Genomic DNA, 20,458 nt, shown 5'->3' with positions numbered 1-20,458 from the left:
ATGAATGGAGATTTAAAATATCAATATGCAAGATTAAACGTTGCTGAAAAATTAATAGCTATTAATGTTGTTGTTTTTTTATCTACTCTAATCTTTGTTAATTTATTTAGACTGCCAAATATTGTGCAATGGTTTAATTTGCCTGAAAACATAGGTGATTTTATTTTACAGCCTTGGTCTATTGTTACATATTCTTTTTTTCATAATGGTTTAGGACATATTTTTTGGAATATGTTAATGCTCTATTTTTTTGGGAGAACTTTTTTAAACTTATTTAATGCCAAAAAGTTCTTAAATGTATATTTTTTAGGAGTAATAGTAGGTGGCTTATTATTTATGCTAGGTTATAATACTATACCAGCTTTACTTGGGCAAAATAGTGTTTTAATTGGTGCATCTGCAGGTGTAACAGCGGTTTTAATTTTTGTATGTACTTATTTACCAAACCAAACAGTGCGTTTGCTAATTATAGATTTAAAATTATGGCATTTAGGTGTTATAATAGTTGTTTTGGATTTAGTTAGGTTGTCTACGGGGCAGAATGTAGGCGGAATGTTAAGTCATTTAGGTGGTGCAGCTTTAGGTTATGTTTATGCAAAACAATTAACTAATGGCACAGATATAGGAGCAGGTTTTGGTAGGTTTATGGATAGTTTAGCTAATATTTTTAAGAAAGAAAAAAAGGCGCCTATGAAAACAGTTTATAGGAATACAGCATCTAAATCAGCATCAAATAAAGCAGTACATAATACAGCAACAACTATAGATCGTAAAAAGGCAGATAAGCAACGTAAAATTGATGCTATTTTAGATAAAATTAGCAAGTCTGGCTACGAGAGTCTATCTAAAGAAGAAAAAGATTTTTTATTTATAGCGGGTAAAGAGGACTAGTGAAAAAGCAATCGTTTTTTAATAGAATTGTATTTGTTCTCAATTATTTGTTTGCATTGCTACTTTGTGTTTCTTACTTAGCACCATATATATCTGTAAAAGTACTTCCATTCTTATCTGTATTTAGTCTGTCATTACCTTTATTAGTTTTAGTTAATGTTATTTTTTGTTTGTATTGGTTACTTGCTAAAAATAGGCGAATACTACTTTCTGCGTTAGTACTTATTCTAGGTTATTTCTTAATAGATTCTTTTTTTAAGTTTTCTTTTAAAAGTGAAGAGGCTAGTAGCAAGGATTTAAAAGTGATGAGTTACAATACAAGAGGTTTTAATAAATATGAATGGTCTAGTGATAAATCTCTCGGTGATAAAATTATTGATTTTGTGTTAAATGAAGATCCAGATGTAGTATGTTTTCAGGAATTTAGTAGAGTTCGTTATCATCAACTAAAACATAGATATAAATATAATTATGTTGCACCTGGCTTTTATGTGAATAAGGTAAACCAAGCAATTTATTCTAAATATCCAATAGTAAATACGGGCGAGTTACCATTTAAGCACACAAACAACATTGCCAGTTTTGCAGATATACTTTATAAGAATGATACCGTAAGAGTTTATAATTTACATTTAGAGTCTTTAAAGGTTGTACCAGATATTGAGACAATTTCTAATGAAGAGTCTTCTAAATTATATGGCAGAATAACAAAGTCGTTTAAAAAGCAACAAGACCAAGCTAAAATAGTGCAAGAGCACAGAAAAAAGGTGGCTTATAAAACCATAGTTTGTGGTGATTTTAATAACAACCAATACTCTAATGTGTACAGGACTATAAAAGGAGATTTACAAGATACTTTTAATGAAAAAGGATCTGCTTATGGCAGAACTTATAACTTTAAATATTACCCAGTTCGTATAGATTTTATTTTGACGAGCAAAGAGTTTGAAGTTATCGCACATAAAAATTATGATAATAAATTATCAGACCATTTTCCTGTAATGGCGGTATTTTCATTAAATTGATAAGCACTGTTACTATTTGTTTTAAAATCTAGAATGCTAATTAACTTCTTAAGATTATATTCTTTCGGGAGTTTTTTTGAATTTAAATATAATGTAGGTGTTGTCAATACGTTATTTTTAAACGACCAATTATAATTGTTTTTAACTATAATTTCTGAAATTGGATTGTGCTTAGTGGGGTGATTTTTATTGAAAAAATCAAAGTTTTTTATTTGAAACCAAGTTTTTAATAGCTCTTTGAAGAGTTCAGGATTATTTAAGTAATGGCTTGTGAGCATTAATGTAGTGTAATTCTTAATTTGCTCATTAACATTGTATTTAGCAGCAAAACGAAGGATAACTTTTGCGAAATTTGAATGTTTTTCTAATAATTGTAACACTAAGTCATATTCTTTTGCGCAGGCATTGCAATAAGGGTCAATAAGAATAGTAATTGTGTTTTTAATAGATTTATTTCCTAATATAATCTCATTAGGTTGAAAATCCATATTCACATTGACTTGTTTGTTTAATAAAAAATTAAAAATATCTCTATTGTTTATTAGTCTTTTATATGGATATTCAATAATATTATATTTATTATATTTTATTAAAATATCTTTTGAAAAAGCCCAAAATATTATGGGTGTTATAAAAGAATACATTAAAATAATAAAGCTATTTATTGAAATATACAGATAACTTGAATAATTAACAATATTTATATCAGCAATAATACTTTCTGCCCATAAAACAAGAATAGTTAAAATACATAAGGAACACCACTTTTTAAAAATAAGAGATTGATAAATTATTGAAAATATTGTGTAAGGAATAGAAAGAAAGCTTAATAAGTTTAGAAAATAGATCAATTCATTTCTAGTTTCGTTATTTGTTAGAGTTGATAGTGTTACTGTTAATAATGTACCAATAAAATAAATAAATGCTATATCTGTCATAGATATTACTCCAAAAACTTTTGAAGCAGGGGAGTTTAATATGTCATCACAATTAATTTTTTTACTTAAAGAACATATTTTATAATTAACATTCTTATTTATTTCTTTATTTATTAAAAATAAGGATATAATTAATCCAACTATTTTTATGTAATAATAAATTAAAAGAGAAGAGAATCCTATAAAATAACTTACTGTAATGATTATTAGAAGTATTGATAGAATTAATAGGGGGAATTTTATAGAGGTAGTTAATTCAGCTATTTTTTTTTTGCGATAATCTTTTTCTTTTATTTTTAGTTCAGTATCCACTAAAACTATGTAGTTATTCCATATTGAGTCAAATTTTTTTAATTTTATTTTTTGCCAGCCATCAGAAGAATAAGTAAAAATATAGCTGCCATCTATTTTTTTTATTAAGAAAATTTCTTTTTTGTTAGTAGTCACTAAAAAAGGAGTTTGAATTTGAAATAAATGTTCTTTAGTTACTTTGATTGCTTTATTTGTTAGACCTAAGCTTTCAAGGGTTTGGGTTAATGAAATTAAAGAAGGGTATTCTGGGTGTTTTAACAATTTATTTTCTATAGAACCCTTTGTAATGTAAATATCTAACTGTTTAAAAAGTTCATATATTACATTTGTAATTGTTTTTTTGGTAAACATATTTAAAATAATTAGTTGTTTAGTATTTTACAGATAGAAAAAAAATCACATCTATTCCACGTCTGATTAATTATTTTTATTTTGTAATATTATGCTTATTAATTTAAAATAGTTTTATTATGATTTTGAAAAAATTAAGTTTAAATGATTTTGATGCAATTTCTAAGGAAGAGTTATTAGAGGTTAAAGGAGGGCGTGATACTGGTGGTTGTGCCGGAGATCCTGATGGTTTTGGAGGGACTTATGATATGGGCGAGGTGGTACTTACTGGAGGGCCTTGTTATGCTTGTGCAGATAGGGAGTCACCAAGATCTGTGTGGCAGAACGGTTGGGGTACATTAATAAGGGATCTGTTTATGCATAGGTCAGGATGCCCTAATGCGCTTTAAGTTTAATAAAGTAAACCTTATAAGTGTCATACAATAATTTTTTTGTGTGGCACTTGCTTAATTGTATTAATATGCTCCGTAATTATAAAGCATTCTTTAATTTTTTATTTTTGTTATTACTTATTCAAGTAATACATTTAATGTTATTTTTTATTTCTAAGATTTTTTTGACTTATCACCAACAAAATTATTTGTTGTTGTATGGTTTTGAGTTGATTGTTTTTATTTTAATTTTATTTTTAGTTAAAAGGAATAAGATTAACTTTAAATTTAATAGTTTTTTTCCTAATATTTTAATCGTTGTTATTTCTTTTTTTATATTAATATTATCGTTTATAATATATAATATTTTAAATTATTCCTTTTTTTATAATTTATTTAATGGTAAATTAACATTTCTTGAAATTTATCCTGTTAATGTTAAGTCTAACATTGGGATAAACGATTTTGTAATATCAATATTTATTGCCCCATTTTTAGAAGAATTATTATTTCGGCGAATTATTTTCACAAAACTTTTAGAGATACATAGCTCATTAAAGGCAATTTTGTTAACATCTTTTCTATTTGCTGTAATGCACTCAGATTTAAATGGCTTATTGGGTTATTTCTTTATGGGGATAATATTTAGTTATCTATACAAAATAACCAAGTCATTATGGTTAAATATTATTATGCATATGTTATTTAATTTATTTGCAAATTTAACTCTAATTAAAATATTTGAGTCAAAGGAGTCGATGTATTTTATTGGCTTTGTTATATATGGAGTTAGTGCTATTGGACTTTTATACTTTTTAAGAAAGTTGTATTTTATGGGTTTGAAGCGATAAAACTATTTGACTGCATTAATTGTTTAAGAATTAATAAATAAACAGTCTACAAAATCTGCTAGCATATGTAGTAGTAATGCTATTCCAAAAATTCTTGTTTTCTTAAAAAATAACAAACCAATATAAACAACCATTGCCCAATAGGTGTGTAATGGATGAAAGTTAATACTACATCTGTTAGCTTCAAAAATAGGTGTGGCAAGTAAGTGGTCTAAATCTATTAAAATAGCGGCTAAAAGTATTATAATAGCTCTAGAGCGCTGTTCTTTGTAAAAAAAATAACCAATTAATATGGGTACAATAAAGTGTATACCGTAGTGTAAGCAAAACCTAAGCATTGTTTAATTTAAGTGTATGATTTTGCAAATAGGTAAGAGCATTTGTGCCTTCATTAAAAAGTAAATCTAAAATACTGCAGTTTTCTATAAAGCCATTACGATCGTTAAAAACCTGAAAGTATTCTTCTTGTTTAAAATCTATTTTACTTTTAGATGAAACAAGCAGTCTGCCATCTAGTATATCATTAGGATTTTTTTGAAAAGTAGAAGTTTTTTCTTGGGGCATATCAACCTGAAGAAAATCACATATTAGTGATGTTGTTTCTAAATTTAGATCTAATAAAAAAGTATGTTTTTTTTCAAATAAAGAAATAAGTTCGTCTTCATAAAACTCAAAAAAAGCAGATGTTCTATAAGCTGTTTCTAGTGTTCTCCAATGTTGGCGTTGCCAAGCATAATCATTCTCTACTTTTACATCTTTGTATAGCTGTTTACCACTAGATTTGCCTATATGTTTAATGGGTATGTTTAGCATATGCTTGCCAATGTCAGCAGCAATATATGTTCTGTTTCTAAATGTTTGCTTTTGGTAATTATCATTCACTTCCCAACATACTTTATTGTTTGCTATAGCAATAAAGTTTGCAATATTTAAAAAATACCCAGGGTGTAATAAAACAGACATTAAATTTATATGTTAGTGTAATTAAAGGTGAGTATGTAAGTAGATTTACACACTCATCTTTAATATTAATATTATTATTATTATTATTATTATTTAGTGTGTTATTAACTAGTTTTTTTCTTCTTTTTTCTAAAGTAGTCAAAGGCAAAGTACGCAACCAATGCTATTAAAAAATATTTTAAGTATGATACAGGTTCTCCAGAGCCTCCAACTGTTGTAAAGAAACGATTCCAACGAGGTTTCCAATTAGAGAAACCATCATTAATACCATCAATACTCATCCAAATAAATATAGGTTTACCTACAACGTGGTTTTCTGGTACAAAGCCCCAGTATCTACTATCTTCAGATTGGTGTCTGTTATCACCCATCATCCAAAAATAATCTTGTTTAAAGGTGTACGTATCTGTTACTTTACCATTAACAGTAATTTGGTTTCCTGCTTGTGCTAGTGTGTTACCCTCGTACTCTGTTAGTATTTTTTTGTAAATAGGCAGGTTTTTAGTGTTTAATTTAATTGTAGCACCTGCTTTAGGAATGTAAATAGGGCCAAAATTATCTTCCGTGCCTGCTAAATTTGCATTTTGTGGAAACACCTTTGTAGTAGGATTTTTGTAGCTAAACTTTTTAACGCTCACTACTGCAGATAACTTTTCAATCTTTTTAGCTTCAGCTTCCGTAAGGTTAAACAAGTTCATTGTTCGTACATCTTCAGCTTTTAGGTAATTTTTTATTTTTTCACTTCCAAAGTTACCTGTGTAATAAACGTAGCTAGAGTCTTGTTTTATTTCATCTAAATTAGTTCCTTTTTTCATTAACTCAGGAACGTTGTTTTTTTGTAAAACCTCCTTTGGTATACGTGTGGTGTATCCTGTAAAGTTTTTTCTTCCTAAGGTGTTAAGAACAGTATTGTCTAAAGGTGCCTTTGTAGTTACTACATGAAAAAACATAGGTTTTGCTCTGTCTGGTAAAACAGTTTTTTTTCCATTAATGTGCACATAGCCATCTATAACAGAAATTGTATCTCCAGATATACCTACGCAACGTTTAACGTAGTTAGATTTTTTATCAATTGGTTTTCTAACACCTTTTTCTTTAACAAAAAATTGTCTTACAGTATCTGCAGGCCAGCTAAAAACAACAATATCATTTCTTTCTATTTTCTGAAAACCAGGTAGCCTAAAATAAGGTAATTGTGGTTTGTTTAAGTATGATTTTAATCCTAGTACAGGTAGCGTATCGTGTACCATAGGAGCCGCAACCGTTGTCATTGGAGTACGTGCACCGTAATTAAACTTGCTTACAAATAAGAAATCGCCAACTAAAAGTGTTTTTTCTAAAGATGAAGTAGGTATTACATAAGGTTGTATAAAATAAGTGTGTACAAAAGTGGCTGCAACAATTGCAAATACTATAGAGCTTACCCATTCTCCTAAACCAGTAGTTGGGTGTAAACTTCTGTCTTCTATATATTTTACATCTAACGCGTAGTTTACATAGTAGATATAAAACCCAAGTGTTAATATAACTAACCAAGTGTCTAAAAGACTATTTTTACCGTAACTTCTAATAGTTTCTACCCAAATTACAGGAAACATTAAAAGGTTAATTATTGGAATAAAAAGAAGAATTACCCACCATTTTGGTCTTCTAATAATTTGCATTAAAACTATAGCGTTGTAAACAGGTATTGCTGCTTCCCAAGCTTTTCTGCCCGCTTTAACGTATAGTTTCCACGTTCCTAAAAAGTGTATTACTTGTATTATTAGGATAAAAATGATCCACTGAGATATATTCATTTTTTTAATTTATGGGTTTAAGTATACTGTTATTGGTGTCGTATTTTTTAAAACTAAATTATTTTTTACGAAACAGTCTACTTTGTGTTATTTTTTAACTTTTAATTAAGTTCAAGAACGTCTTTCATAGTAAAAACACCTGTTTTACCAACAATCCATTCGGCAGCAATTACAGCTCCAAGCGCAAAGCCTTCTCTGTTATGTGCTGTATGTGTAATGTCTATACTATCTACATCGCTATTGTAACTTACTGTGTGTGTGCCAGGAACTTCCGGAATCCTTTTTGCTACAATTGGAATGTTATTTTCGTCTGCCTCATTAAGCTGCCAGCCTTTGTATTTGGAGTGTTCTAAAACACCTTCTGCTAATGTAATAGCAGTTCCACTTGGAGCATCTAATTTTTTTGTATGATGAATTTCTTCCATAGTAACATTGTACTGTCCTAACGTTTTCATCATTTTTGCTAAGTAACTATTAAGTTCAAAAAATATATTTACACCTAGGCTAAAGTTTGATGCGTATATAAAGGCACCTTTTTTGTTAGTACACAATGCAACAGCATCATCATATTTATCTAGCCAACCTGTTGTACCAGATATTACAGGAATCTTATTGTTTATACATTTTTCAATATTACCAAAAGCAGCATTTGGCAGGCTAAAATCTATAGCCACATCTATGTTTGAAAAATCTATGTTTGTAGTATCTGCATCTATTTTTGCAACAATAGTGTGGTTTCGGTTAGTGGCTAACTGTTCTATCATTTTACCCATTCTTCCGTACCCGAACAAAGCAATATTCATACTCTAAAATTTTATTTGTAACGCAAATCCGTAATTAGGATCTGCTGTAATAGGATTGTACTCTAAATAAGGTTTAATGTTTAAACTAAGATTGTCATCTACATTAAACTGTCTAAGATGCGCTTTTACATTAGCTTCAATAATATTTAAAGCATACAAGCCAATAGTAATAAGTAAAGATAAATCTCTGTCTTCTTGGTAACGTTCTTGTGCTCTTTGTAAATCGTCATCACCTAACCTCGGATTTCCAGGATCTATTTCTTGACCGTTAAAGGTGTAAAACTCATCATCCATAAAACCAGCTTTTCTTCTTTTAAAAGCATCTCTGGTTCTATTGTATTGCTTATTGTTGTAAGTATATGCATATACACCAGTACCAATTGCAGCGTAAACCAAAGGAACTTTCCAAGTATCACCATTATAAACCTGACCTAAACCAGGTAAAATAGCAGAATAAAATGCAGCTTTACTAGGAGCTAACGGGTCTATTCTTCGGTTTTTGCTTAAAAGAACTTCGTCTACAAGTACTCCTTTTTCTTTTAAATCTTGTGTAAGTGAATCCTTTTCTTGTTTAGTTTTTTTTTGATCTTGTGACCAACCTAAAACAACAAAAAAACTAAAAAACAGTAGTGTAATTAGGTTTTTAAGCACCAGTAATTATTTTTTTTAATCGATCAAAATCTTCAGCAGAAGTAAAAGAAATTGTAATTTTTCCTTTTCCTTTTTCAGTTGCTGTAACAGCTACTTTTGTATTTAGATGTTTTTCTATTTTAGCAGAACCATCTTTTACAAAATCTGGAGATTTACTTGCTTTTTTAGTAGCGGATTTAGGTGTGTTACCACCTTCTTGATGTTCTTTTACAGCTTTTTCTGTGTCTCTAACAGATAAATTGTTTGATACAATTTTCTCGTATAAGTCTATTTGGTCAGACTTTTTATCAACGTTAACTAAAGCTCTACCGTGCCCCATACTAACAAAGCCATCTCTAATACCGGTTTGTATAATAGGATCTAGTTTTAATAGACGTAAATAGTTGGTAATAGTAGATCTTTTTTTTCCAACACGCTCACTCATTTTTTCTTGAGTCAGTTGTATTTCATCAATAAGTCTTTGGTATGATAATGCTATTTCTATAGGATCTAAATCTTGTCTTTGGATGTTTTCTACCAAAGCCATTTCTAAAGACTCTTGGTCATTAGCAATTCTAATATAAGCAGGTATAGTTTCTAGTCCAAGTAATTTAGAAGCTCTAAATCTACGTTCACCAGAAACAAGCTGGTACTTATTAAATTCTAATTTACGTACAGTAATTGGTTGTATAACACCTAATTCTTTTATAGACGTAGATAATTCTACTAACGCTTCTTCATTAAAGTGAGATCTTGGCTGAAAAGGGTTAACTTCTATTAAATCTAAATCTAACTCAATAATATTACCAACAACTTTGTCAGCATTTTTATCTTCAGCAGAATTAATATCATTTTCAGGATCTTTAAGTAAGGCAGATAAACCTCTACCAAGAGCCTGTTTCTTTGTTGCTTTCGCCATTATACTTTCTCCTTATTTTTTTTCATTATTTCGTTCGCCAAATTTAAGTAATTGGCAGCTCCTTTACTACTTGCATCATACTTAATAATGCTTTCTCCGTAACTAGGTGCTTCACTAAGTCTAACGTTTCTTTGTATTATAGTTTCAAAAACCATTTCAGAGAAATGTTTTTTTACTTCTTCTACAACTTGGTTAGATAGTCTTAATCTAGAGTCAAACATTGTAAGTAACAAACCTTCAATATCTAATTCTGGATTGTGAATTTTTTGTACACTTTTAATAGTGTTTAATAGTTTACCAAGCCCTTCCAAGGCAAAATATTCACATTGTATTGGAATTACAACAGAATCTGATGCAGTAAGTGCATTTAGAGTTAAAAGTCCTAAAGATGGTGCGCAATCTATAAGAATATAATCGTACTTGTCTTTAAGTTCCGCAATTGCTTTACGCATCATATACTCGCGTTGCTCCTTGTCTACCAATTCAATCTCAATTGCAACCAAGTCTATATGAGAAGGTATAAGATCTACATTAGGTGATGTTGTAGGCATAACTGTTTCAGAAGCAGATTTGGTGTGCTCTAACAGTTCATACGTACCAACTTCAACGCTATCAACATCTATACCTAAGCCAGAAGTTGCATTTGCTTGTGGATCTGCATCTATAAGCAATACTTTTTTTTCTAGTACGCCTAGGGAAGCGGCTAGATTAACAGAGGTGGTAGTTTTTCCAACTCCGCCTTTTTGATTAGCGATGGCTATTATTTTGCCCATTGTCATAGTAAGTTTAGTGGGGCTAAAAATACACTTTTTTACGACTATATAAAACCGAAGTTGTTAATAGTTTGCAAATAAAAAGCAGCTATAGGTAGCTGCTTTTGTTTTTTTAGTGCCAAAATCTGAGATAAATTTTAATTTTTTAACTCATTTTCAGCGTATTTTATTTTAAAATGAAATAAGTTTTACTCCATTAAAATTTCTAAAATTTGAATGGCAGCATCACTAATTTTTGTTCCAGGACCAAAAACGGCAACTGCACCAGCATCAAATAAAAACTGGTAATCTTGTTTAGGTACTACACCACCAACAATAACCATAATATCTTCTCTGCCGTGTTTTTTGAGCTCTTTAATTACAGCAGGAACAAGTGTTTTATGACCAGCAGCTAATGAAGAAACACCTAAAATGTGTACATCATTCTCTACAGCTTGTTTGGCAGCTTCTTCTGGTGTTTGAAAAAGTGGACCTATATCTACATCAAAACCTAAGTCTGCATAACCTGTAGCTACTACTTTGGCACCACGGTCGTGACCATCTTGTCCCATTTTGGCAACCATAATTCTTGGCCTTCTACCTTCTGTTTCTGCAAAAGCATCTGCCATAGCTAATGCTTTTTTAAAACTTTCGTCGTTTTTAATTTCTTTAGAGTACACGCCTGTAAATGATTGTATTTTTGCTTTATGTCTGCCAAAAACAGTTTCTAGAGCATCACTAATTTCACCTAATGTAGCTCTGTGCTTAGCAGCTTCTACAGCTAAAGCTAATAAATTTTTAGAAGTACTGTTATTTTTGCTAGCATTTTTACTCTCCTCAGCCGCTTTTGTTAAGTTGGCTAATGCAGTATTAACTAACTTAGTATCTCTTGTGGCTTTAATATGCTCAAGTCTTTCTACTTGTTGTTTGCGTACTTGTTCATTATCAACCTCTAAAATATGCAAGTCATCTTCGTTCTCTAATTGGTATTTATTTACCCCAACAATTACATCTTCATTACTATCTATACGTGCTTGTTTTTTAGCAGCAGCTTCTTCAATTCTCATTTTTGGTATACCAGCCTCAATAGCCTTAGTCATACCACCTAATTCTTCTACTTCTTCAATTAACTCCCACGCTTTTTGTGCAATTTCTTCGGTTAGTTTTTCTACGTAATAACTACCTGCCCAAGGATCTACTGTTTTTGTTATCTTGGTTTCTTCTTGTAGGTAAATTTGAGTGTTACGAGCAATTCTTGCCGAAAAATCTGTTGGTAGTGCAATTGCTTCGTCTAATGCATTGGTATGCAAACTTTGTGTGCCACCAAATGCTGCCGCCGCCGCTTCTATGGTTGTTCGGGCAACATTGTTAAACGGATCTTGCTCGGTTAAACTCCACCCGCTGGTTTGGCAATGTGTACGTAATGCTAAAGATTTTGCATTTTTAGGATTAAATTGTTTTACCAATTTAGCCCATAACATACGTCCAGCACGTAGTTTTGCAACTTCCATGAAGTGGTTCATTCCTATAGCCCAAAAGAAAGATAGGCGAGGAGCAAAACTGTCTATATCCATACCCGTTTTTAGTCCGGTTTTAATATATTCTAATCCGTCTGCTAAGGTATAAGCAAGTTCTATATCTGCCGTTGCACCAGCTTCTTGCATATGGTAACCAGATATACTTATGCTATTAAATTTAGGCATAAACTCACTAGTATATTCAAAAATATCTGCAATAATTTGCATAGAAGGTGTAGGTGGGTAAATGTAGGTATTACGCACCATAAACTCTTTTAAAATATCATTTTGTATAGTGCCAGCCAGTTGGTTTAAAGCAACACCTTGTTCTTGCGCGGCAACAATATAAAACGCCAAAATGGGTAAAACAGCACCATTCATAGTCATAGAAACCGACATTTTATCTAGAGGAATACCACCAAATAAAATTTTCATATCCTCTACGGAGTCAATAGCAACACCAGCTTTACCAACATCTCCAACAACACGTTCATGGTCACTGTCATAACCTCTGTGTGTAGGCAAATCAAAAGCAACAGACAATCCTTTTTGTCCTGCAGCTAAATTACGTCTGTAAAAAGCATTACTTTCTTCTGCAGTAGAAAAACCTGCATATTGCCTTATTGTCCAAGGTCTGCGTACATACATAGTAGAGTATGGACCGCGTAAATTTGGAGCTAAACCAGCAACAAAATTTAAATGATCTACACCATCTAAATCTTGCTTAGTGTATGTTTTTTTTACAGGAATACCTTCTGCAGTGTTAAAAATAGAAGTATCAGATTTTTTAGCACTGTCATCTATATTTAGTTCTAAGTGTTGTAAATCTTTTCTACTCATCTTTTAATCTGTTTTGTTCTAAGGTTTCTGCCAATCTTTTTTCAATAATTGGTTCTATAAGTGTTTTACGGGCATTTGTTTTTACAAACGGGTACAACTCTAAATCTTCCTTTATTTTGTCAGCTTTATTTATATACTTGTTAGTACCAACCAAGACTTCCTTTTCGGTATTAAAAAGCTCTTGTTCTTTAGCTGCACTTTCTTTAATTTTCTTTTGAATGCTGTGGTTTTTTAAGTTTGATAAAAATCCGCCACTAGCTTCTATCGATTTAAAAAGTTCTAATGCTTTTTCTGCTAATTGATGTGTTAGAGACTCTATATAATAAGCACCATCTGCAGGATTGGTAACTACATCTAAATAGCTTTCTTTTTTTAAAATAAGTAACTGATTCCTTGCAATGCGTTCTCCAAATTCATTATCCTTATGGTAAATAGCATCGTAAGCCAAATTGTATATCGTATCTGCACCGCCCATACTTGCTGCCATACACTCTGTAGTGGTACGTAGCATATTTACATTATAATCATACAATGTTTTATTTCGCTTACTTGGTACAGCTAAAATAGTACAGTCTGCATTTGTGTTGTATTCTGCAGTTAGTGTTTTCCACAGTAAACGTAATGCTCTTAGTTTAGCAATTTCAAAAAAGTAATTACCAGAAACACTAACTTTAAATGTAAAGTTAGGAATGGTATCTTCTTTAAAATAATTTAAATATTCGTTAGCGTGCGCCACAGCAAAAGCCAACTGCTGAACCATTGTGGCTCCTGAATTTTGGTATGTACTTACATTAACACCAACTGTATTGGTTACTTTTTTAGATATCTGAGTAAGTACCTCGTGGTCTTTCTCTAGATTATAATACCAATTGCCTGTAATGGCTAAATTACCAATTATGTCTATATTGTAATGTATATTTACTTCTTGTTTTTTACAGAATTCTTCAATTTTAGAAATATATTCTGATGATAAAAACTGTAGAAAAAAGTAAATTGTTTTATGTTTTAAATCGATGTTTTTTAATAGAACGTGAATCTTAATTTCATCATTAGGAATCGTAAAAATTAAGTCTTCAGCACCTCTTTCTAAAGCATTAATAGCTTTTTTATTTGCAGCAGCTTCGTTGTGCACAAAAATAGCCTGACCAACTTTCCAGTCTGGTGTAGCTACATTTGTTGTTTTGCCAGCAAGATCATCTTCATTGTAAAAAGGTTTAACCTTAATACCTTCTGGGGATTCCCAAACAAGCGTGTCATTATAGTCGGCACCTTTTAAATCTACCTGAATTTTTTGTTTCCATTCTTTGGTAGACACTTCAGAAAAATCATTAAACAATGTTTTTTTACTCATCTTCTTTAGTTTTAATGCTGTCTTGGTATTCTATTAAATAAATTTCTTCGTCTTTCTTTTTTAGAAAGTACTGCTCACGTGCAAATTTTTCTAATTCTTTAGGATCACTTAGTTTTTCAATAATTTTTTTGTCTCGTGCAATTTCATCCTTTAAATATTCTTTCTGCTTTTCTAGACTTTCAATCTGGTTTTGCAGTTCGTTGTGTATAAAGAGAGAGTTGGTGTCAAAAAAAATCATCCAAATAACAAAAACAGTAAGTACTAGCACATACATATTTGTAGCTACGCCAAACCATTTTTTACTTCTAAGCTTTTTAAAAATCATCTAAAAATTAAACTAATTTCTCGTTTATAATTGTACGTACAATATCTATGGCAACGGTATTGTGTTTGTTGTTTGGTATAATAATATCTGCGTATTCTTTACTAGGTTCTATAAACTCTGCGTGCATAGGTTTAATAGTACTTTGGTATTTTTCTAGAGTTTCATCTAAATCCCAACCTCTTTCATTAACGTCTCTTTTAATACGTCTAATTAAACGTTCATCAGAATCTGCGTGTACAAATATCTTAATATCCATCATTTTTCTAATTTCTGGATCTGTCATTATTAAGATACCTTCTACAATAACCACTTTTCTGGGTTGTGTAGGTACGGTTTCATCTGTTCTGTTACATTCTAAAAAAGAGTACACGGGCTGTTGTATGGTGTGTCCTTTTCTTAATTCTTCTAAGTGTTGCTTTAATAATTTAAAGTCTATTGATAGTGGATGGTCAAAATTCGTTTTTCTTCTTTCTTCTAATGATAAATGAGAAAGATCATTGTAGTAAGAATCTTGAGAAATTACGCATACTTCATCATCTGGTAATTCATTAATAATCTGGTTTACAACCGTTGTTTTACCACAACCTGTACCACCAGCTATCCCTATTATTAACATAAATTTAGTTTTTTTTGTCAAAAATACAATTTTGCTATTATATATTTTTGATTATTCCGTTTAGTATTGGTTTTATTACGTTAAACGCACTTACTTTAACTTAAAATTTAATGGGGTTAGCCTGTTATTTTAAAGCAAGTAGGTTATTTTTGCAGGATGCAAAAAAACTCTTCAAAAAAACAATTTGAATTTGTTGCCTTAATGGCCTCCTTAATGTCTATTGTTGCTTTAACAATAGATGCTTTATTACCTGCAATTTCTCATATAGGAGAAGCTATACATAGTTTAGACCCAACAAAAAATCAGATGTTAATTACAATGATATTTTTGGGGTTAGGAGTAGGGCAATTGTTTTTTGGACCATTATCAGATAGTTACGGTAGAAAACCAATTGTATATGCAGGTTTTACTATTTTTACTTTAGCAAGTATAGTTTGTGTAAATGCTACTTCTTTAGAGGTTATGATTGTTGGTCGTATTTTTCAAGGAATAGGATTATCTGCGCCTAGAACTATTACAATTTCTATTATAAGAGATAAATATAAAGGAGATTATATGGCAAAAATAATGTCTTTTGTTACTGCTTTTTTTATATTAATTCCTGTAATAGCACCGGCAGTTGGTAAAGCTGTATTAGATGTTTACAATTGGCAGGCAATTTTTTATGTACAATTATTTTTTGCTTTGGTTGTTTCTATTTGGTTTTGGAAACGACAAGAAGAAACACTGAAACTAGAATTTAAAATTCCTTTTACAGGGTCTATATTTTATGATGGATTAAAAGAGTTTGTTAAGCACAAAGAAACAGTTGCTTTTACATTTGTATCTGGACTTATTACAGGTGCTTTTTTGGTTTATTTAAGTGCAGCGCAACATATCTTTGAAGATCAGTTTAATTTGGTTGATGAGTTTCCATATATTTTTGCAGGCTTAGCTATATCTATTGGTTCTGCTACCTTTTTAAATGGTACTCTAGTTTTACGTTTTGGAATGCGTAAATTAATATTTATAGCACTAAGTTTATTTTGCGTAATTAGTATAACTTATTCACTTTTATTTTGGGGAAGTGCAAACCCACCTTTACCCATTTTAATAGGCTTTTTAGCTATACAGTTCTTTTGCTTAGGCTTTATTTGGGGTAACTCTAGATCTGTAGCAATGGAGCCAATTGGCCATATAGCAGGAGTGGGTGCTGCAATTAATGGATTTGTGGCTACAGTAATTTCTATACCAATAGCAACCTTAATAGGTAGTTATGTAGATACTACAGTCTTGCCTTTATTTATTGGCTTAGCGGTTTGTGGTAGCTTATCACTTTTGCTATTTATGTCTGTTAAAAAAACAAGAACAGCAGCTTTGTCTAAATAAAATTTACTGCGGAATATAAATTACACCACAACTAGAGTCTTTTTTTGCACCAGTAACCGATGCCAATGCATTGGGTCTTTCTAAGTGACGTAACACTCCCATAAATGCAAAAATTAAAGCTTCTTTAAATTCTATCACAGTTTTAGATGTAGTGTCTATTGTAAAGTTAACGCCTAATTTACTTTTTAAAGTGTTCATTAAAAAACCATTTAAAGCACCGCCACCAGTAACTAATAGTGAGTTATCTGTTTTACTTGATGCATTTAGTAAGTCTTTAGAAATAGTATCACAAATATGAATTACAGAGGTATGTAAAATATTCTCTGTAGCATCTTTAGTCTTTTCTATAATTGGAATAATCTCTTTTTTAAACCATTCATAGCCTGTAGATTTAGGGTAGGGCAGTTTATAATATTCTAAATTGTTTAATTTGTGTAGTAATTCAGTATTTACAAAACCGCTCTTAGCTAGCGCTCCGTTTTTATCGTACGCTAAGTTAATAGTATTAGTTACATAGTTTAGTAGCATATTAGCTATGCCAATATCATACGCTACTCTTTTGTTCTTTTGCTGAAAAGATACATTACTTATACCACCAAGATTTAGACAAAAATCGTATTCAGAAAACAAATGCATATCACCAATAGGAACTAAAGGAGCACCTTGTCCGCCAAGAGCAACATCATTGGTTCTAAAATCAGCAATAGTTGCTATACCGCAAGCATTAGCTATATGTTGTCCAGAACCAATTTGTAAGGTGAAGCCTTTTTCTGGTTTATGGTGTGTAGTATGCCCGTGACTAGCAATAAATTGAACTTCTAATTTATGCTCTTCTACAAATAGTTTTACTTGTTCTCCTAACCAAGTCCCGTAGGAGTTATGCAACTCTGTAAACTCTGGTACAGCTAAATTTATAGCATTTTTTAATTGTGCTTTAAATTGGGTTGTATAATCTACACTTTTTGTGTTTAGGATTTTAAACTCCCAAGTCTCATTTTTTTTAAAAAACTGACAATAAGCAAGATCTAAACCGTCTAAAGAGGTCCCAGACATTAGCCCTATTACGTTGTATGTTTGCATAAATTAATCTATTGTAACAGATAGTTTTCCTTTAGCATTTACCTTATCTAAAAAGTGTTCTGCTGCATTTTCCTGAAAAACAGAAAAGTCCTGGTATGCCACAATTATATTTTTAGCATTACTAGTGTCTATTTTTGTTAATACATAAGGGTTACCAAATACATATAATATTACATTTTTATTAGCCATTAAATTGGTTAATAATTCTAATTCATTATCAGATATACCAAAGTTATTTTTTGGTTTTATACTTGGCGGATATAAAGCTATAACCACATTTTCTTCAGTTTTTACATCTTCTTTTATTTTAGATATTGTAGTTTTAGTTGTGTTGTGGCTAACAAACTTTAATTCTTCTTTTATCCTATTAAAAAATGGATTCTCTTTATTACTGGTTATTTCAATACCAATAAAACCATCAGACTTAAAATTAGCAATAGTATTGGGATTACCTTTAACAACAGTTAAACTTTCAGTAGCTAAAACGGTATTTAAACTTTTAGCAGTATAGTAGTTTTTAGACGGACTAACAATAGTGTTCATTGCTTTTTCCTTAAGTTGCCAAACTCGTTTAAAGCTTTCTTCAATTTGTTGCTTTGTAGCATTTTTTAAAATAGTGGCAACACCTTCTTTAGGGTTTTCGGCAAAACATAAAACATCATTTCCAGCATCAAAAGCAATCCATTCTAACTCTCCTTTAACAGGGTATAGCTTAGAAACACTTTTCATATTTAAGGCATCAGAAATAACAATATTATTAAAATTCATTTCACCTCTTAAAAGTCCTTTTATTGTTTTTTTTGATAGGGTAGTGGGCGTATTTTTTTCTTCGGTTAGTGCAGGTACAGCTAAATGACCTATCATAACACTTTCTACTCCATTATTTATAAGTTGCTGAAAAGGGTATAACTCATTTGCTAGCAAAGCTTCTTTGGACTTATTTATTACAGGTAATCCAATATGTGAGTCTGTAGCTGTATCTCCGTGACCAGGAAAATGTTTAAGACAACTAATTATTCCTTGACTTTGCATACCATTAACAAAAGCAATGGCATTTTTAATTACTAGTTCTTTGTTTTCTCCAAAAGACCTATAACCAATAACAGGGTTATTTGGGTTGTTGTTTATATCTACAACCGGAGCCAAGTTCCAATGTATGCCTGCTTCTTTACAATCCTTAGCAATGTTTTTGCCAACTTCATATATAAGAGAATCTTTATTCTGTATTGCACCAAGTGTAATAGCGTAAGGATATTGCGGAGTGTTGTCTACACGCATTGCTAATCCCCATTCTGCATCAATAGCAATTAAGAGAGGATATTTTGCAGCTTTTTGATATCTTTTAATTAAAGATTTTAGCCTACTTAAACTAAGCGTATCGTTTTTATTTTGTCCGTCATAATTGGCAGCTGCGCTAGTTCTACTTTTAAAAAAGCAAAGCGCACCAATATTCTGGTTTTTTATAAGTTGCTCTAGTTTTACAATTTCTTCTTCAGTATCATTTATATAAGCAGCAGGCATAAAAAGTTGTCCAATTTTTTCTGCATTAGTAAGCTGTTCAGTAGCTTCAGCATATGTCTTAATTACTTGTAAACTTTTTGGTTTTTCTTCTTTTGCAACAGTTACTTCTTTAGGTTTGTTATTGCAACTAGCAAGTAAAATTACTGCAAAAACAAAATAAATTTGAATAGTGTTAAAGTAAGCTCTTAATTTAGGGTAAGTATGCATATCTAATTAAATAAGTTGTTATGCTAAAATAGGTTTTTTATAGCTTGATATTAAATGGACTTCTTAAAAAAGAGATATAAACAAGATTAAAAAACTTAAATTTGATTAATTTTTGATAAAACACTTCTATAAATGTTAGACTATACTAAAGTTACCGAAAGCTCATCAAACTATACAGATCTAGAATTAATGGACACTAGTACCATATTAACTAGTATGAATAATGAAGATAAAAAAATTGCAGATGCCGTTGCATTGTGTATTCCAGAGATATCTAAATTGGTTGATGCTTTAGCAGAACGATTTAATAAAGGAGGAAGGTTGTTTTATATTGGAGCAGGTACTAGTGGAAGATTAGGTATTTTAGATGCTTCTGAAATTCCGCCAACTTTTGGATTGCCACACACTAAAGTTATTGGTATAATAGCTGGTGGAGACGTAGCAATTAGGTTGCCGGTTGAAAATGCAGAAGACAATAAAGAACAAGCTTGGAAAGATTTAGAAGCTTATGATATTAACCAAAATGATACCGTTGTAGGTATTGCAGCATCTGGTACAACACCTTATGTAATAGGAGGGGTAACAAAGGCTAAGGAAAACGGATTGCTAACAGCTTGTATTACTAATAATCCAGGTTCGCCATTAACAAAAGCAGTAGAAATTGCAATTGCAGCTTTAGTAGGCCCTGAGTTTGTAACAGGTAGTACACGTATGAAAAGTGGAACATCACAAAAATTAGTGCTTAATATGATTTCTACAGCGCTAATGATAAAAATAGGTAGAGTTAAGGGAAATAAGATGGTTAATATGCAACTAAGTAATGATAAGTTGGTAGACCGTGGAGCACGTTATGTGGTAGAAGAATTAAATATTCCTTATGCAGAAGCAGAGGCTTTGCTAATTAAACACGGCTCTGTTAAAAAAGCAGTAGAATCTTATACTAAATAATTTTTTTTAAAAAGAATTAAAAAAGGGTTTGTAACGTCTATTGTTTAAAATAGGTGTATTAATTTTATTCACAATAAAAT

General features: G+C 30.9%; 20 protein-coding genes. 6 read left to right on the top strand and 14 right to left on the bottom strand.

Annotated features, from left to right (window positions below):
* Positions 1-891: a rhomboid family intramembrane serine protease gene (locus Q4487_RS13570; protein ID WP_303543382.1), complete on the top strand. Its 891-nt coding sequence runs from the start codon at positions 1-3 to the stop codon at positions 889-891.
* A complete protein-coding gene (locus Q4487_RS13565; RefSeq protein WP_303543385.1) occupies positions 891-1,916 on the top strand; it encodes an endonuclease/exonuclease/phosphatase family protein in 1,026 nt (341 codons plus the stop codon). Before Q4487_RS13570 ends, Q4487_RS13565 begins: the two co-directional genes overlap by 1 nt.
* Here the strand turns inward: Q4487_RS13565 and Q4487_RS13560 are convergent.
* Positions 1,859-3,517, bottom strand: coding sequence for a vitamin K epoxide reductase family protein (locus Q4487_RS13560; RefSeq protein ID WP_303543387.1), 1,659 nt, complete (start codon positions 3,515-3,517; stop codon positions 1,859-1,861). The genes Q4487_RS13565 and Q4487_RS13560 overlap by 58 nt on opposite strands.
* 119 nt (positions 3,518-3,636) lie before the next feature.
* Between Q4487_RS13560 and Q4487_RS13555 the strand changes: the two genes are divergently transcribed.
* Positions 3,637-3,906: a hypothetical protein gene (locus Q4487_RS13555; protein WP_303543389.1), complete on the top strand. Its 270-nt coding sequence runs from the start codon at positions 3,637-3,639 to the stop codon at positions 3,904-3,906.
* A 71-nt stretch (positions 3,907-3,977) separates the two neighbouring features.
* Complete coding sequence (locus Q4487_RS13550; protein WP_303543391.1) at positions 3,978-4,739, top strand: CPBP family intramembrane glutamic endopeptidase; 762 nt, start codon at positions 3,978-3,980, stop codon at positions 4,737-4,739.
* A gap of 23 nt (positions 4,740-4,762) precedes the next feature.
* Here the strand turns inward: Q4487_RS13550 and Q4487_RS13545 are convergent, their stop codons facing one another.
* The 11 genes from Q4487_RS13545 to udk form a co-directional block, all read right to left on the bottom strand.
* A complete protein-coding gene (locus tag Q4487_RS13545; protein WP_303543393.1) occupies positions 4,763-5,077 on the bottom strand; it encodes a DUF6122 family protein in 315 nt (104 codons plus the stop codon).
* Entirely contained in the window at positions 5,070-5,702 is a 633-nt protein-coding gene (locus Q4487_RS13540) for a WbqC family protein (RefSeq protein ID WP_303543395.1), read from the bottom strand. Before Q4487_RS13540 ends, Q4487_RS13545 begins: the two co-directional genes overlap by 8 nt.
* A 104-nt stretch (positions 5,703-5,806) precedes the next feature.
* Positions 5,807-7,501 carry a signal peptidase I gene (gene lepB, locus Q4487_RS13535; RefSeq protein ID WP_303543397.1) on the bottom strand — a complete coding sequence of 565 codons (1,695 nt, stop codon included), beginning with the start codon at positions 7,499-7,501 and terminating at the stop codon, positions 5,807-5,809.
* A 101-nt stretch (positions 7,502-7,602) separates the two neighbouring features.
* Complete coding sequence (gene dapB / locus Q4487_RS13530) at positions 7,603-8,304, bottom strand: 4-hydroxy-tetrahydrodipicolinate reductase (protein ID WP_303543399.1); 702 nt, start codon at positions 8,302-8,304, stop codon at positions 7,603-7,605.
* A 3-nt stretch (positions 8,305-8,307) separates the two neighbouring features.
* Positions 8,308-8,955, bottom strand: coding sequence for a DUF5683 domain-containing protein (locus Q4487_RS13525; protein WP_100895404.1), 648 nt, complete (start codon positions 8,953-8,955; stop codon positions 8,308-8,310).
* Positions 8,948-9,853: a ParB/RepB/Spo0J family partition protein gene (locus Q4487_RS13520; RefSeq protein WP_303543402.1), complete on the bottom strand. Its 906-nt coding sequence runs from the start codon at positions 9,851-9,853 to the stop codon at positions 8,948-8,950. Before Q4487_RS13520 ends, Q4487_RS13525 begins: the two co-directional genes overlap by 8 nt.
* The gene (locus tag Q4487_RS13515) at positions 9,853-10,626 is read right to left on the bottom strand and encodes a ParA family protein (RefSeq protein WP_303543404.1); all 774 of its coding nucleotides are present in this window, start codon (positions 10,624-10,626) and stop codon (positions 9,853-9,855) included. Before Q4487_RS13515 ends, Q4487_RS13520 begins: the two co-directional genes overlap by 1 nt.
* Before the next feature lie 188 nt (positions 10,627-10,814).
* Entirely contained in the window at positions 10,815-12,962 is a 2,148-nt protein-coding gene (gene scpA, locus Q4487_RS13510) for a methylmalonyl-CoA mutase (RefSeq protein ID WP_303543406.1), read from the bottom strand.
* Positions 12,955-14,313 carry a methylmalonyl-CoA mutase subunit beta gene (locus tag Q4487_RS13505; protein WP_303543407.1) on the bottom strand — a complete coding sequence of 453 codons (1,359 nt, stop codon included), beginning with the start codon at positions 14,311-14,313 and terminating at the stop codon, positions 12,955-12,957. The genes scpA and Q4487_RS13505 overlap by 8 nt, the downstream gene beginning before the upstream one ends.
* Positions 14,306-14,638, bottom strand: coding sequence for a septum formation initiator family protein (locus Q4487_RS13500; RefSeq protein WP_100895408.1), 333 nt, complete (start codon positions 14,636-14,638; stop codon positions 14,306-14,308). The genes Q4487_RS13505 and Q4487_RS13500 overlap by 8 nt, the downstream gene beginning before the upstream one ends.
* 7 nt (positions 14,639-14,645) lie before the next feature.
* Positions 14,646-15,254, bottom strand: a complete 609-nt coding sequence (udk, locus tag Q4487_RS13495; RefSeq protein WP_100895409.1) for a uridine kinase — start codon at positions 15,252-15,254, stop codon at positions 14,646-14,648.
* 156 nt (positions 15,255-15,410) lie between these two features.
* Between udk and Q4487_RS13490 the strand changes: the two genes are divergently transcribed.
* Positions 15,411-16,622, top strand: coding sequence for a multidrug effflux MFS transporter (locus tag Q4487_RS13490; protein ID WP_303543410.1), 1,212 nt, complete (start codon positions 15,411-15,413; stop codon positions 16,620-16,622).
* Between the two features lie 3 nt (positions 16,623-16,625).
* Here Q4487_RS13490 and Q4487_RS13485 read toward each other — a convergent pair whose 3' ends face one another.
* Both Q4487_RS13485 and Q4487_RS13480 read right to left on the bottom strand, forming a co-directional pair.
* On the bottom strand, positions 16,626-17,702 hold the full coding sequence (locus Q4487_RS13485; protein WP_303543411.1) for an anhydro-N-acetylmuramic acid kinase: 1,077 nt from the start codon (positions 17,700-17,702) through the stop codon (positions 16,626-16,628).
* 3 nt (positions 17,703-17,705) lie between these two features.
* Positions 17,706-19,430, bottom strand: coding sequence for a glycoside hydrolase family 3 protein (locus Q4487_RS13480; RefSeq protein WP_303543412.1), 1,725 nt, complete (start codon positions 19,428-19,430; stop codon positions 17,706-17,708).
* Positions 19,431-19,562: 132 nt separating this feature from the next.
* On the opposite strand from Q4487_RS13480, the gene murQ reads away from it, so the two are divergent.
* Positions 19,563-20,378, top strand: coding sequence for an N-acetylmuramic acid 6-phosphate etherase (gene murQ, locus Q4487_RS13475; RefSeq protein ID WP_100895413.1), 816 nt, complete (start codon positions 19,563-19,565; stop codon positions 20,376-20,378).
* Positions 20,379-20,458 lie beyond the last annotated feature (80 nt).

This window comes from Cellulophaga sp. 3_MG-2023 (assembly GCF_030546975.1).
Taxonomy (GTDB): domain Bacteria; phylum Bacteroidota; class Bacteroidia; order Flavobacteriales; family Flavobacteriaceae; genus Cellulophaga.
This window is presented reverse-complemented; position numbering and strand designations above follow the sequence as displayed.